Origin of the sequence: Thiocapsa imhoffii (genome assembly GCF_016583985.1) — a bacterium.
GTDB classification, from domain to species: Bacteria; Pseudomonadota; Gammaproteobacteria; order Chromatiales; family Chromatiaceae; genus Thiocapsa; species Thiocapsa imhoffii.
Genome location: NZ_NRSD01000005.1, coordinates 79938 through 94469 on the forward strand (window position 1 = coordinate 79938; position 14532 = coordinate 94469).

The window sequence follows — 14532 nt, forward strand, 5'->3', positions numbered from 1 at the left end:
GCGCCAGGCTCGAGCATCGTCGGCATGGCCGATCGCGGCGCGCCAATGCCAATCGGGTCGTCGGGCAAGGCGCTCTAGTAGCCCCGAAAATACCAGTGGTTGTCCCAGCCGGGTGGCGCGAAGTCGCGATCGTCTTCCGGTGTGGGTGTGGCTGTGGAGGAGGGGGGGAGCGCGGACCCAGGGGCCCACGTCAGCCCCGGCCAGGGGGAGGGCGGGCCGCCTCTGAAGGGCAGCGGTTCCGGACCCAGATGGCGAAAGACGGTGCGTTCCTGCTCCATGCGCTCGAGGCGGGCGGCGCGCCGACGGCGCACCTCCTCCTCCCAGGCATCCTGCTGTGCTGCCGCATGGGGGCGAGTGGCCCGGCGTCGCTCCTCGTAGGCGTGGCGTGCCGTGTCGCGGCGTTGTTCCCAGGCCTGGCGTTGAGCACGCACCTCCTCGAGCCAGAGTGGCATGGACTCTGAGGAAGCCTCGGGCATGAGGGGAGCCGTGGCGGAAACCGGGGGCGCGTTCATGGCCTGGATCCTGGTCTCCTGAGCCTGTCCTGACCAGGCCAACAAGCCGCCCAGGACGACCAGCAGGGCGCGCATTCCAGCCCGGTGGCGTGGCGCGTGGCGGCGCGCCTGATCAGCTCGATCCATGGTTTTCAAGCCGGTCATGGATCTCGCGTCGCAGACAGGATAAGGCCGTTTCACAGGTGATGGGCGTGTCGTCGTCATTCGTGATGAAGAAGACATCATCGACCTCGGCGCCGACGGTGGCGATCTTCGCGTTCTGCAGACGGATCCCACAATCCTGGAAGACCGCGCCGACATCGGCCAGCAGGCCGGGGCGGTCGAGCGTGGTGAGTCGCATGATGGTGCGACGGTTGGGCTCGTCCGCGGAAAAGGTGACGCGCGTCTCGGTTGGGAAGTAGCGATAGCGCCGGGGCATGGACCGGGCGACTTGGATTTCTCCGCGGGCATCCTCGGCAAGATCGGCGGCGAGGGCAGCGCGCAGTTCGTCCATGCGGATCGGATCATGGACGGGATTGCCGTCCTGATCGAGCACCTGGTAGGTGTTGACCGCCATGCCATCGATGGTCGTGATCACGCGTGCGTCCAAGACGCTCAAACCAACCTGATCGAGCAGGGCGGTGATGCGTCCAAAGAGGTTCGCGCGATCACGCGTGTAGATGAAGATCTCGGTGCCGCCGCGCGCCGTCACCGGGCGGATCACCACGAGTGGCAGTTGGGTGAGGTCTCCGGCGAGGATCTGGCGCGCTTGCCAGGCGATCTCATCGGGTGAGTTGTGCAGAAAGAGATCGGTGCTGAAGCGGCTCCAGAGACGGTCGCAGGCCTCGGGGTCGCCGCCGTAACGTGCCACGAGACGGCGTGCTTCGCCCTGTTTCTGGCGGATCAGATCGTCCTGTGCCTGCGGGTTTTCGAGGCCCCGCAGCAGGGCGCGTCGCGTTCCGTGATACAGGTCTCGTAGCAACCCATCCTTCCAACTGTTCCAGCGCTCTGGGTTGGTCGCGCGCGCATCGGCAACGGTCAGAAGGTAGAGATAATCGAGTCGGGTCGGGTCACCCACGATGGCGGCGAAGGATTGGATGACCTCGGGGTCACTGATGTCCTTGCGCTGAGCGGTCATGGACATCAGGAGATGCTTTTCGACCAGCCACGCCACCAACCGGCTATCGAACTCAGGCAGGCCATGCAGCTCGCAAAACTCCGCCGCATCTTGCGCGCCAAGCAGCGAATGGTCGCCGCCGCGTCCCTTGGCGATATCGTGGAAGAGTCCGGCGAGATACAGCAATTCGAGTTTGGGAATGCGGCGTGCGACGGCGCTGCAGAGCGGAAACTCGTCGTCGTACCGCGGGATGGTGAAACGACGCAGATTGCGCAGGAGCATCAGGGTATGCTCGTCGACCGTGTAGACATGCAGGAGGTCGTACTGCATCCGTCCGACGATGTTGGCGAAGGCCGGGATGTACGCGGCGAGGACTCCGTAGCGGCTCATCCGGCGCGCGGCCTGCGTGAGGCCGCTTGGATGTCGCAGGATTTCCATGAAGAGACTGCGCGCGCGCAGATCGGCGCGAAAGGTGTCATCGATACGGTGGCAGTTTTCCCGAATCAAGCGGATGGTGCTGGCGCGGACCCCTTCGAGTTCAGGGTGCACTTGCAGAATGTGGAAGACCTCTAGGAGGGCGATCGGCGCGCGGCGGAAGACGTTCGCTGAGGTGACCTCGAGATAGCCGCTGCGCGACTGAAAGCGTTTGTTGATCGGCACCGGCGGCCCGATCTCGTCGTGGAGGATGATGGCCTCACGAAAGAGCTGCAGCAGCATCTCGTTGAGCCGATTGAGCTCCTGCACCGTGCGATAGTACTGCTGCATCATCTGCTCGACGGCGAGATTGTAGGGTCCGTCCTGAAAGCCGAACTGTTGTGCGAGCGTGCGCTGATACTCGAACAGCAGTCGATCCTCGCGGCGCCCCGCGACGCGATGCAGGAGAAAGCGGATGCGCCACAACAGCGCCTGCCCCTCGATCAGCGCGTGATACTCCGCCTCGGTCAAAAACCCGTGACCGACCAGGTCATGTAAGGTCTCGGCATCGAAGTGGCGTTTCGCGACCCAGCCGATCATCTGGATGTCACGCAGACCGCCAGGATTTTCCTTGATGTTCGGCTCGAGGTTGTAGGCGGTGCCGCCGTATTTCTGCCACCGTGCCTTCTGCTCGGCGGTCTTGGCGGCGAAAAAAGCTTCGCTGTTCCAGACCTGCGCGGGCGCGGTCGCGAGACGCATGCGCTGACACAACTCGGGGTTGCCGCTGACCAGTCGCGCCTCGAGCAGGTTGGTCATCACCGTGACGTCACGCACGGCCTCGCGTGCGCACTCATCGGGGGTGCGGACACTGTGGCCAACCTCGAGGCCGAGATCCCACAAGCAAACGACGAGCGTTTCGAGCGTGCTTGCGAGCTCCGTCAGGGCGTCCGGGTCGACGATGACCAGGATGTCGACATCGGATGCCGGGAGCAGTTCCTGCCGGCCATAGCCGCCGACCGCGACCAGCGCCGCGTTTGGACTGTCACCGAGATGATGCACCCAGACTTCGCGCAACACCTCGTCGATGAGGCGACTTCGCGCCAACACCAGACTTTCGATGGAGGCGCCCTGATCGAAGTCCGTGAACAACTGTTCACGCCCCTGTTGAAGACGATGTTTCCAGCGTTGGACTGGCGCGAACAAGGTGTCCTGCATGGTGACGAGTGCTTGAGTCGGCACGTTGGGGAGGTCGGTCAGGTCCGGGGACGCGACGACGACCGGGCGGGAAGGGGGCATGGACAGCTCGGTCGCTCCATTCAGGGGTCGCGTTCTTCCTCGCGCAGGGTGAGGATCTCGTGGCCCTCCTCGGTGACGAGAATCGTGTGCTCCCATTGCGCCGAAAGGCTCCGGTCCTTGGTGATGACGGTCCAACCATCCGGCAGGAGCTTGATGAACCGCTTCCCCGCGTTGACCATCGGTTCGATGGTGAAACACATGCCGGCTTGCAAGACGAGACCCTCACCGGGTTTGCCATAGTGCAACACCTGTGGCTCTTCGTGGAAGGCGCTGCCAATTCCATGTCCACAGTATTCCCGCACCACCGAGAAGCCATGGCTTTCGACGAACTGCTGGATCGCATGGCCGATGTCGCCAAGCGTCGCGCCCGGTCGGACCTGGGCGATGCCCAGGCGCATGGCTTGCTGGGTCACCGTCACCAGTCGGCGAGCGAGGATGCTGGGTTCGCCGACGTAAAACATCTTGCTGGTGTCGCCGTGGTAACCATCCTTGATGACCGTGATGTCAACATTGAGGATATCGCCTTTCTTGAGCCGTTTCCCACCCGGGATGCCATGGCAAACCTGGTGATTGACTGAAGTACAGATCGACCGTGGGAAACCACGGTAGTTCAGCGGCGCGGGGATGGCTCCCTGCTGCTCGACGATATAGTCATGGCAGATCCGGTCCAGTTCATCGGTGGTGATTCCGGGTTGGACATGAGGTGCGATCATCTCGAGCACGTCAGCCGCGAGCCGACCGGCCACACGCATCTTTTCGATCCCCTCGGGTGTCTTGATCGGAACACTCATCGCCTTGTTCGCTGCGTCAACATCAGGTCCGGATCTCATCGAAGGAAGGTTTGCGAATTGCTCAATATGAGGTCGTCATGGTATAAAACCGGGCGCGCTGCAGCAAATCGGCTGTATGTCCTCACATGGGCATAGGGCCACGCCCGGTGGTACCGGCACTCGAGTCGACTGCGACTCACTCGTCCACATCGGTTCATCCGTTCGACGAATCAATCCCGGTGAGCGGTTTCAAGGCGAGACCATGGGTTTCCCGTGCTCCAAGCAGCAGCGTGAGAAACAGGCCGGACCCACCTGAAGGGTGTGATCCGGATTCGTCCGCACACGTATCGACACAAACGGTTGGGTGCCTCGCGCAAGTCGTGGGGTCACTGTTTGGGATGCGTGGAGGCTCAACCCAAACATCATAGGAATGAAGACTTTGAGCGACGTATCCATGCGCCAGATGCTGGAGGCCGGTGTTCACTTCGGACATCAGACCCGCTACTGGAACCCCAAAATGGGGGCCTTTATCTTTGGCCACCGCAATAAGATTCACATCGTCAACCTCGAGAAGACGCTGCCGCTCTACCAGGAGGCGGTGAACTTTATGGGGTCGCTGGCCGCCAATGGGGGGCGGATTCTCTTCGTCGGCACCAAGCGCGCGGCGCGCGAGGCCATCCAGGAGGAGGCGCGACGCTGTGGCATGCCCTTCGTCAATCACCGCTGGCTCGGCGGGATGCTGACGAATTTCAAGACCATTCGTCACTCGATCAAGCGTCTGAAGGAGCTCGAGGCGATGTTCGAGGAAGGGACGATCGAGCGCTTCAATAAGAAGGAGGCCCTGGGGCTTGCGCGGGAGCGCGCGAAGCTCGAGCAGAGTCTCGGTGGGATCAAGAACATGGATGGACTGCCCGATGCGATGTTCGTGATCGATGTCGGTCACGAAAAAATTGCCGTGACCGAGGCGAACAAGCTCGGCATCCCGGTCGTCGGCGTGGTGGATACCAACAACGATCCGAGCAAGGTCGACTATGTGATCCCCGGCAACGACGATGCCATCCGCGCCGTGCGTCTCTATATCACCGGCGCGGCGGATGCCATCCTGGATGGGCGTCATACCGCGGCGGCCATGGTTGGGCGTGATGCGGGCGCGATCGGCGAGCCCGCGATGGCGACATCCGCGGATTCGGCGCCGGCAGAGGCCTGAGCGGCCAGCGCGCGCTCGAGCACTGCTCGGGCGCGCCGATGATTTCTTGTGGTTGCATCCGCGACGCCGTGGCTGTGACTGCGATTCAGATGACTGACGAACGTGGTCCCGTCCGGGGCAGAGGTAGGAACGATGGCGATTAGCGCGGCATTGGTGAAGGATCTGCGTGAGCGGACCGGAGCAGGCATGATGGAGTGCAAGAAGGCACTCGTCGAGGCCGGCGGAGACATCGAGGCGGCAATCGAGGCGATGCGCAAGGCCGGGCAGGCGAAAGCGGCCAAGAAGTCCGGTCGCACGGCGGCCGAGGGTGTCGTCATGATCGAGGTGACGCCCGACGGTCAGCATGGGGTGATGGTGGAGATCAACTGCGAGACCGATTTCGTCGCGAAGGACGGGAACTTCACCGACTTTGCGCACGCCGTGGCGGCAACCGCGCTGGCGAGCGGGATCACTGACGTCGACAGTCTGCGGTCGGCCCCCCTGGTTAACGACCCCGGAACGACGGTTGATCAGGCGCGCGAAGCGTTGATCACCAAGATCGGCGAGAACGTTCAGGTCCGTCGCTTGGTGCGATTCGACGATGGCGAGGGGCAGTTATACCATTATCGTCACGGGGTGCGGATCGGCGTGCTGGTCGCGATGAGTGGTGGGGACGAGACCCTCGGGCGGGATCTCGCCATGCATGTCGCGGCCACGCATCCGCTCTGTGTCGAGGCCGCCGAGGTTCCCGCGGAGGTGCTTGCCAAGGAGCGTGAGATCTTCAAGGCGCAGGCGCTGGAGAGCGGTAAGCCCGAGGCCATCGTTGACAAGATCATCGAAGGGCGGGTGCGCAAATATCTCGAGGAGGTGACGCTGTTGGGCCAGGCCTTCGTCAAGGACCCCGACACCTCGGTTGAGAAACTGCTCAAGCAAGCGGGCGCGCGGGTGCATCGGTTCGCGCGGATCGAGGTTGGCGAGGGGATCGAGAAGAAAACGGAGAACTTCGCCGAAGAGGTGATGGCGCAGGCGCGCGGGAGTTGACGGGCGGCGTCCTGGTCCGACTTGCAGAGGGGCTTCAGTCCCTCTCGATCCAACCCCGTAGATCCACCCGGCCACGATGAGGGTTCCGCCATGACAGCTCCTGCCTACCGGCGCATTCTGCTCAAACTCAGCGGTGAGGCCTTGGTCGGCGACGCGGGGCTGGGGATCGACCCGGACATCCTGGATCGGTTCGCTGCTGAGGTGCGTGATCTGGCCGGCAGTGGGGTCGAGGTGGCGCTCGTCATCGGTGGCGGCAATATCTTCCGTGGGGCCGCGCTGGCCGCACGCGGGCTGGACCGGGTCACCGGCGATCAGATGGGCATGCTGGCGACGGTGATGAACGCGCTGGCCATGCAGGACGCTCTGGAGCGCCATGGCGTCGCGGTGCGTGTAATGTCGGCCCTAAAAATCAATCAGGTGTGTGAAGACTATATTCGCCGCCGGGCGATTCGGCATTTGGAGCAAGGACGGGTTGTGATCTTCGCGGCCGGGACGGGCAACCCCTTTTTCACGACCGACTCGGCGGCCAGCCTGCGCGCGATCGAGATTGGCGCGGACCTCATGATCAAGGCGACCAAGGTCGCTGGCATCTACTCCGCCGACCCGCTCGTCGATCCCGACGCGACCTTCTACCCGCGCATCAGTTATGATCGCGCCTTGCGTGAGGGGCTGCAGGTCATGGATACCACGGCAATCGTGTTGTGCCGTGATCATCGCATGCCCCTGCGTGTCATGAATATCAACGAACCCGGCGCCCTCTCCCGGTTGATCCGAGGCGAGGAGGTGGGCTCCTTGGTTGTAAGCGAGACCTGACATGATCGACGATATCAAGAAGGACGCGGCCGAGCGCATGGGCAAGAGTGTCGAGGCCCTGACCCATGAGTTGGCGAAGATTCGCACTGGGCGCGCGCACCCCTCACTGCTCGACCATGTGATGGTGTCCTACTATGGCTCGGATGTGCCGATCCGTCAGGTGGCTAATGTCAGCGCGGAGGATGCGCGGACCCTGGCGGTCACCCCATGGGAGCGCAACATGGTCCAGGCGGTCGAAAAGGCGATCATGCAGTGCGATCTCGGGTTGAATCCCAATACCGCCGGGACCGTCATTCGAGTCCCCATGCCGCCCTTAACCGAGGAGCGCCGCCGCGACCTGATCAAGGTCGCGCGGCACGAGGCGGAGCAGGCGCGGGTCGCCGTGCGCAACATCCGTCGCGATGCCAACCATGAACTGAAGGAAGCCGTGAAGGAGAAGATGATCTCCGAGGATGACGAGCGCCGTGGTCAAGAGCTGATTCAAAAGCTCACCGACCAGTCCATCAAGGATGTGGACGCGGTCCTAGCGGAGAAGGAAGCGGACTTGATGTCCATTTGATCTGCCTGAGCGATCCCGACAAGGACCCTTGTGAATAGTGCTCACCCTGCTGTCGTGATAGCCGATCCCACACCACTCGTCCCGTGTCATGTGGCCGTGATCATGGACGGGAATGGTCGCTGGGCGAAGCAGCGTGGACGACCGCGCACAGCGGGACATCGCGAGGGCGTGAAGAGTGTGCGCGCGGTCGTCGAGGCGAGCGCGAAACGTGGTGTGCGCACCCTCACGCTGTTCGCCTTCAGTAGTGAGAATTGGCAGCGGCCGCGCTCCGAGGTGAATATTCTCATGGAGCTCTTCATGAGCGCGCTGCGCGGCGAGGTCCGGCGTTTAAACGAAAATGACGTGCGGTTGCGGGTGATCGGTGACCGCAGTGCCTTTCCGGAGCGGCTGCAACAGCGCATCCACGAGGCCGAGGAACTCACTGGTGAGAATACCCGGCTGAACCTTCAGGTGGCGGCCAATTACGGTGGTCGCTGGGATCTGACGCATGCCGCGCGACGCCTGGCCGAGGATGTGCAACGTGGGGTCCTGGATCCTGGCGCGATCGATGAGCAGATGCTCACATCCCACTTATCCTTCCCCGATCTTCCCGATCCGGATCTGCTGATTCGCACCGGCGGAGAACAGCGCTTGAGCAATTTCGTGCTCTGGCAGTCGGCCTACTCCGAACTCTACTTTACGGATGTCTTGTGGCCGGACTTCGACGCCGCGGCCTACCACCAGGCGCTCGATGATTTCGCGCGGCGTCAGCGGCGGTATGGCAAGCTGGGCGAGCAGGTGGAGACCACGAGTCATGCCAGCGCCCGTGGTCGGGTCTGATGGTCGTGACGGTCTCGAATACGCTGACGCGCCGCGCCATGACCGCCTTGGTCCTGGTGCCCCTGGTGGTTGCGGCGGTGCTGTGGCTGCCCACGCCCTGGTTCGCCCTGGTTCTGGCCGCGGTGCTCCTGGTCGCGGCCCGGGAGTGGTGCACCCTGATGGGGCTCGATGGCCCAGTGGAGCAGGGTGTCTATCTGGCTGCGATCTTGGCGGTGATGGCCCTACTGTGGCGCTGGCCCGCAGCCTTGCCCTGGCTGTTTGGCATCAGCGCGCTCTGGTGGGGGAGCCAGGCGGTGCTCTTGCCGCGGGTGCGCGAGGTTCCCCGGGTGTCCGGGGCGCAATGGTCCTTGATTGTGATTGGCGTGCTGGTGTTGGTTGGTCCCTGGGCGGCCCTGGTCTATCTGCATCGCTTCTCGGAAGTCGGTCCCCTGCTGGTGCTGTTTCTCTTTCTGCTCATGTGGACCGCGGATTCCATGGCCTTCTTTGTCGGACGCGCCTGGGGTGGCGGGCGCGCGAAGCTGGCCCCCAACCTGAGTCCTGGTAAGACCCGCGTGGGGGTCTACGGGGCCATGATCGGCGCGCTGGTCTGCGCCCTCCTGTTCGCCTGGGTGCTATCCTTCGGTCCGCTCGAAACCCTGCTGATCGTCCTGGTCTGCGCCGTCTCGGTTCTGATCTCGGTGGTGGGCGATCTCTATGAGAGCCTGCTGAAGCGTCGTCGCGGCCTGAAAGATTCGAGCCAGTTGTTACCAGGACACGGGGGGATGTTGGATCGGATCGATAGTCTGACCGCGGCGGCCCCTGTCTTTGCATTGGGCATCACCTTGATTGGAGTCTCGGCGTGATCGGTGTCACCGTTCTTGGCTCGACCGGTTCGGTCGGTGTCAGTACCCTGGATGTTCTCTCCCGGCACTCCGAGCAGTTTCGGGTGGTGGCCCTGAGCGCTCATCGCGACAGCGCCCGGATGGCCGAGCAGTGCCGGCGGTATCGGCCTTTGGTCGCGGTCATGGTCGACGAGGAGGCCGCGCGTGATCTGCGTGAGCGGCTCGCGGATCGACCAGAGGGTCCGCGAATCCTGGCCGGACGCGCGGCGCTCGAGACGGTGGCGACCTTGCCGGAGACGCACTATGTGATGGCGGCCATCGTTGGGGCCGCTGGTTTGCCGCCGACCCTCGCCGCGGCGCGCGCGGGCAAGCGCGTCCTGCTCGCCAACAAGGAGTCATTGGTCGTTGCCGGCGCCTTGCTGATGCGCGCGATCGCGGAGAGTGGCGCCGAACTGCTTCCGATCGACAGCGAACACAATGCAATCTTCCAGTGCCTGCCGCCGAACTTCGGCGAGGGCCTTCCCGCCGTGGGAGTCGAACGGATCCTCCTGACCGCCTCGGGAGGGCCGTTACGCGAATGGCCGATCGACCAACTGGACCAAGTCACACCGGAGCAGGCCTGCGCGCACCCCACCTGGGCCATGGGCCGGAAGATCTCGGTCGACTCGGCCACCATGATGAATAAAGGCCTGGAAGTGATCGAGGCCTGTTGGCTGTTTGGTACGAGTACGGAACGGGTGCAGGTGGTGGTGCATCCGCAAAGCGTGATCCATTCGTTGGTGCAGTACCAGGATGGCTCGGTGCTGGCGCAGCTCGGGAATCCGGACATGCGCACGCCGATCGCGCACGCGTTGGGCTGGCCGCTGCGCCTCGATGCCGGAGTGGCGCCATTGGATCTCTTCAAGGTCGGGCACCTGGATTTCGAGGAGCCGGACTTGGCGCGCTTCCCTTGTCTCGGGCTTGCCTTCGAGGCGGCGCGTCTCGGTGGGACGGCACCGGTCATCCTCAATGCGGCCAACGAGATCGCAGTGGCGGCCTTTCTCGAACGGCGGATTGATCTACCCGGAATCGCCGCCGTCGTCGCCGAGACGCTCGAGGCGATGCCACGAGAGGACGTAAGCGGCCAGGACCTCGCGTTTCTGCTTGATGTCGATCAACGCGCCCGCGTGGCCGCCGAGCAACAGGTTCGAACCCGGGCGGCGCGTCGCTAATCGAAGTACCTGGCCGAAGTACGCTGGCCGAGGTGCGCTGGGGGCTGCGGTTGCTGGGTCACCAGCTGAGCCGCTCCTACTCATCCTGGCATGGTGCGCGCGGTTGGGGCGCCGTTGATGCCGCGCCTAAGTGATCGCATCTCACCCGTATATCAGCCTTTTTCGGTTCCGTCTGAAACCTTATGGATCTCCTGTTCACGATCGGCTCTTTCATCGTCGCACTGGCCATCCTGATCGCCGTGCACGAGTTCGGCCACTTCTGGGTCGCCCGCCGCCTGGGCGTGAAGGTGCTGCGCTTCTCGATCGGCTTTGGCCGGCCGTTGGTGCGCGTCCAACGCCATCCGGACGCCACGGAATATGTGCTCGCCATGATTCCCCTCGGGGGGTATGTGAAGATGCTCGATGAGCGCGAGGAGGAGGTGGACCCCGCGCAAGCCCATCTGGCGTTCAATCGGCAGGTCCTGTGGAAGCGCTCGGCGATCGTCGTGGCGGGTCCGCTGTTCAATTTTCTGTTCGCGATTCTCGCCTACTGGGGCATCTTTATGTCCGGCGACACCGGCTTGCGGCCGGTGATCGGCGAGGTCGAACCGCAATCGATCGCTGATCAGGCTGGTTTTCGCGCAGGCGATGAACTCCTGATGATCGGTGATCGTGAGGCTGGGAGCTGGGAGACATCCCTGTTCGCCTTCATCGGCAAAGCGCTCGATGGTCAGGATCTGGTGGTGCGCGTGCGCGAGCCCTCGGGTCAGGAATTGGATCGATGGATTCCGTCCGATGCGGTGCGGCGGCTCGCCGATGAACCCGATCTGCTCGGCCGTCTCGGGCTGACGCCGATGCGTCCGGCCCTCCCGGCCGTGATCGGTGAATTAGTCCCTGGGGAGGCCGCTGTCACGGCTGGTCTGCGGCTCGGCGATCGCATCCTGGCGGTGGATGGCTCGCCGATCGCCAATTGGACGGAGTGGGTGACCCTGGTGCGTGAGCACCCCGAGGTTCCGCTTGATCTCGAGGTGGAACGGACCGACGGCTCTCTCGTGCGCCTCGATCTCACCCCGCGCGCGACCGAGGCCGAGGGGGAGCGAATCGGGCGGATCGGCGCTGGGGTCGCGGTTCCCGATGGCTTCATGGATGATTATCGGGTCGAGATCCGCTATGGACCCATCGAGTCACTCGATCGTGCCGTGGGCAAGACGATCGAGATGAGCGCCATGACACTGCGGGTGATTGGCCGGATGCTGATCGGACAGGCTTCGGTGGAGAATCTCAGCGGCCCCATCACGATCGCCGAAACGGCGGGACGCACGGCCAGCTACGGCATTGAGACCTTCGTGAAATTTCTCGCGGTCGTTAGCATCAGTCTCGGTATCCTCAATCTGTTACCGATCCCGATCCTCGATGGTGGGCACCTGATGTATTATTTCATCGAGTGGATCAAAGGCAGCCCAGTCTCGGAGGCGGCGCAGCTGCAAGGGCAAAAGATCGGACTGGTTCTGCTCGCTGGTCTCATGACGCTCGCATTCTACCTCGACCTGTCCCGGCTATTGGGATAGCCAAGTAGAATCCCTTATACTACGGCACTTAGGCCGCCGCGCATCCGGCCGGATGCCGGCTCGATCATGGGGTATCTGTCTTGCGCGCGATAACTCTGGCACTTCGACGTGGCGCTCGCCGACGGATCATCGTTCTGGCGGCGTTGTGGGCGTTGACCACTCCTCTCGCCGCCGAGGTGTTTCAGATCGCCGACATTCGCGTCGAGGGTCTGCAGCGGATCGCGCCCGGAACCGTTTTCAATTATCTCCCGGTGCAGGTGGGCGATACCGTTGGTGATGGCGTCACCGGCGGCATCATCCGCTCGCTCTATCAGACCGGATTTTTCGATGATGTGCGCGTCGAGCGCGAGGGCAATGTCCTGGTGTTGTGGGTGCGAGAGCGCCCGGCGATCGCATCCATCGACATCACCGGGAACCGCGACATCGACACCAAGGCCCTCACCGCGGCCTTGGCCGACATTGGATTGCGGGAGGGGCGAGTCTTCGATCGCTCGGTCCTCGATCGCATCGAGCAAGAACTTGAGCGTCAGTATTTCGCTCGGGGAAAATATGGGGTCCTGATCCAGTCGACCGTCTCGCCACTCGAGCGGAATCGCGTCGCCGTCCGGATCGATATCACGGAAGGTCTCACCGCACGCATCAAGCAGATCACGCTGATCGGCAATGATGCCTTCTCGGAAAAGGAACTGCTCAACCTGTTCGAACTGGGCTCCTCGAACTGGGCCTCCTTCTACACCAAGAACGACCAATACTCGAAGCAGAAGCTGGCTGGGGACCTTGAGTCGTTGCGATCCTTCTACCTCGATCGTGGCTTCGTGCAATTCGATATCACCTCGACGCAAGTCTCCATCAGCGCGGATAAAAAGGATATCTACATCACCGTCGTGATCGACGAGGGTGAGCCATTCCGGATCAGTGAGATCAATCTGGCTGGCGAACAGACGGTCCCGGCCGAGGAACTCTTTCCACTGATTCAGCTTAAGCGCGGCGATTACTTCTCCCGGCGCGCCACGACCGAGAGCGCGGAGCGGATCTCCAACCTCCTCGGCGATCGCGGTTATGCCTTCGCCAATGTCAACACGATCCCCGAGGTCGATACCGAGGGACGCGAGGTCGCGGTGACCTTCTTCATCGACCCCGGCCAACGTGTCTATGTCCGACGGGTCAACATGAAGGGCAACACGCGCACGCGCGACGAAGTGTTGCGACGCGAGATGCGCCAGTTGGAATCAGCCTGGTTCTCGGCCGAATTGGTGCGCCAGTCCCGCGAACGGCTCCAGCGCCTCGGCTACTTCGAGGATGTCTCGATCGAGACCCCGGCGGTGCCGGGTTCGACCGATCAAGTCGATGTCAATGTCACGGTGACCGAGCGGCCCGCTGGAAATATTGCGGCCGGTGTGGGGTATTCGCAGTCGCAAGGCATCATCCTCAATGCCAGTGTCACGCAGAACAACTTCCTCGGCACGGGCAAACGAGTGGCGCTTGGGCTCAACACAAGCCAAGCGACTCAATTCTATCAAATCGCCTACACCAACCCCTTCTACACGGTCGACGGCATCAGCCGTGGTTTCAATATTTCCTACCGTGAGACGAACTTCGATGAATTGATCGGGGCGGATTACAGTACCGATATCGGGATTCTTGGGATGAATTTCGGTCTGCCGATCTCCGACATCAGTCGCGCGGGATTAGGGATTCGTTATCAATACACGAATTTTAAGGCGGGGTCGTTTTCGGAACTCGCACAAGAATTCGTCGCCGAGAACGGCAACGTCTTCAACGACGTCATCCTATCCGCGAATTACACCCGCGACAGCCGTGATACCGCGATTTTCCCCACCCGCGGGGGACTGAGGATCCTGCGGGCGGATCTCGCGATTCCTGGTAGCGATCTTGAATACTATAAGCTGAACTATCAGGAACAGTACTATGTTCCGCTGACCTCGCGCTTTGTTTTGGGTTTAACGGGTGATGTGGCCTACGGGGGCGGCTACGGGGATACCAGTGCCCTGCCATTCTTCGAGAACTACTATGCCGGCGGCCCGCGCTCGGTGCGTGGCTTCATTGCGAATTCACTCGGCCCGCGCGAGGTGGACGATGACGACCCAGTCGGCGGTAACCTCAAGGTGGTGGGGAGCGTTGAACTCTATGCCCCGGCCCCGGGCTGGCCTGAGCTGAGCAAGACCCTAAGGCTTGGAGCATTCGTCGATTTTGGGAATGTCTGGGAGACGAACTCGAACAGGCTGATCGAGCCTACTGGCTTCAATCTAAACGACCTCCGCTTCTCCGCGGGGCTGTCCGCCACCTGGCTGTCGCCGATCGGCGCACTGTCGATCAGTTTCGCTTACCCACTCAACGAGGAAGAGGGTGACGAGACGCAGGTCTTCCAATTTGGACTTGGACAGACATTCTGATGGAGTGATTGAGTGATTGTGTTGAATGCGTTA

The 14532-nt window shown here is 62.6% G+C and carries 12 protein-coding genes; 9 read left to right on the plus strand and 3 right to left on the minus strand.

Features of this window, described 5'->3' with window-relative positions; translation table 11 throughout:
* Positions 1–74: 74 nt before the first annotated feature.
* From CKO25_RS06780 to map, 3 genes are all read right to left on the minus strand, one after another.
* On the minus strand, positions 75–656 hold the full coding sequence (locus CKO25_RS06780) for a hypothetical protein (RefSeq protein ID WP_200387168.1): 582 nt from the start codon (positions 654–656) through the stop codon (positions 75–77).
* Entirely contained in the window at positions 625–3237 is a 2613-nt protein-coding gene (glnD, locus tag CKO25_RS06785; protein WP_200387313.1) for a [protein-PII] uridylyltransferase, read from the minus strand. The genes CKO25_RS06780 and glnD overlap by 32 nt, the downstream gene beginning before the upstream one ends.
* A 101-nt stretch (positions 3238–3338) precedes the next feature.
* Positions 3339–4109, minus strand: coding sequence for a type I methionyl aminopeptidase (map, locus tag CKO25_RS06790; RefSeq protein WP_200387169.1), 771 nt, complete (start codon positions 4107–4109; stop codon positions 3339–3341).
* A gap of 433 nt (positions 4110–4542) precedes the next feature.
* On the opposite strand from map, the gene rpsB reads away from it, so the two are divergent.
* The 9 genes from rpsB (at position 4543) to bamA (ending at position 14499) form a co-directional block, all read left to right on the plus strand.
* Entirely contained in the window at positions 4543–5295 is a 753-nt protein-coding gene (gene rpsB, locus CKO25_RS06795) for a 30S ribosomal protein S2 (RefSeq protein ID WP_200387314.1), read from the plus strand.
* A gap of 132 nt (positions 5296–5427) precedes the next feature.
* On the plus strand, positions 5428–6315 hold the full coding sequence (gene tsf / locus CKO25_RS06800; protein ID WP_200387170.1) for a translation elongation factor Ts: 888 nt from the start codon (positions 5428–5430) through the stop codon (positions 6313–6315).
* 90 nt (positions 6316–6405) lie between these two features.
* Entirely contained in the window at positions 6406–7128 is a 723-nt protein-coding gene (gene pyrH / locus CKO25_RS06805; RefSeq protein WP_200387171.1) for a UMP kinase, read from the plus strand.
* 1 nt (position 7129) lies between these two features.
* Complete coding sequence (gene frr, locus CKO25_RS06810; RefSeq protein ID WP_200387172.1) at positions 7130–7687, plus strand: ribosome recycling factor; 558 nt, start codon at positions 7130–7132, stop codon at positions 7685–7687.
* 57 nt (positions 7688–7744) lie between these two features.
* Complete coding sequence (gene uppS / locus CKO25_RS06815) at positions 7745–8506, plus strand: undecaprenyl pyrophosphate synthase (RefSeq protein WP_338115085.1); 762 nt, start codon at positions 7745–7747, stop codon at positions 8504–8506.
* A complete protein-coding gene (locus CKO25_RS06820; RefSeq protein WP_200387174.1) occupies positions 8506–9348 on the plus strand; it encodes a phosphatidate cytidylyltransferase in 843 nt (280 codons plus the stop codon). The genes uppS and CKO25_RS06820 overlap by 1 nt, the downstream gene beginning before the upstream one ends.
* A complete protein-coding gene (gene ispC / locus CKO25_RS06825) occupies positions 9345–10538 on the plus strand; it encodes a 1-deoxy-D-xylulose-5-phosphate reductoisomerase (RefSeq protein WP_200387175.1) in 1194 nt (397 codons plus the stop codon). The genes CKO25_RS06820 and ispC overlap by 4 nt, the downstream gene beginning before the upstream one ends.
* A gap of 182 nt (positions 10539–10720) precedes the next feature.
* On the plus strand, positions 10721–12085 hold the full coding sequence (gene rseP, locus CKO25_RS06830; protein ID WP_200387176.1) for an RIP metalloprotease RseP: 1365 nt from the start codon (positions 10721–10723) through the stop codon (positions 12083–12085).
* An 80-nt stretch (positions 12086–12165) separates the two neighbouring features.
* Positions 12166–14499 (plus strand): outer membrane protein assembly factor BamA, encoded by a 2334-nt coding sequence (gene bamA / locus CKO25_RS06835; protein WP_200387177.1) that lies wholly within the window; start codon positions 12166–12168, stop codon positions 14497–14499.
* The last annotated feature ends 33 nt before the right edge of the window (positions 14500–14532 follow it).

Bases quoted from the DNA above. Each gene is read 5' to 3' on its own strand.
- CKO25_RS06780 (WP_200387168.1), bottom strand. From the start codon at position 656: ATGACCGGCTTGAAAACCATGGATCGAGCTGATCAGGCGCGCCGCCAC.
- tsf (WP_200387170.1), top strand. From the start codon at position 5,428: ATGGCGATTAGCGCGGCATTGGTGAAGGATCTGCGTGAGCGGACCGGA.
- rpsB (WP_200387314.1), top strand. From the start codon at position 4,543: ATGCGCCAGATGCTGGAGGCCGGTGTTCACTTCGGACATCAGACCCGC.
- rseP (WP_200387176.1), top strand. From the start codon at position 10,721: ATGGATCTCCTGTTCACGATCGGCTCTTTCATCGTCGCACTGGCCATC.
- CKO25_RS06820 (WP_200387174.1), top strand. From the start codon at position 8,506: ATGGTCGTGACGGTCTCGAATACGCTGACGCGCCGCGCCATGACCGCC.
- pyrH (WP_200387171.1), top strand. From the start codon at position 6,406: ATGACAGCTCCTGCCTACCGGCGCATTCTGCTCAAACTCAGCGGTGAG.
- frr (WP_200387172.1), top strand. From the start codon at position 7,130: ATGATCGACGATATCAAGAAGGACGCGGCCGAGCGCATGGGCAAGAGT.
- map (WP_200387169.1), bottom strand. From the start codon at position 4,109: ATGAGTGTTCCGATCAAGACACCCGAGGGGATCGAAAAGATGCGTGTG.
- glnD (WP_200387313.1), bottom strand. From the start codon at position 3,237: ATGCAGGACACCTTGTTCGCGCCAGTCCAACGCTGGAAACATCGTCTT.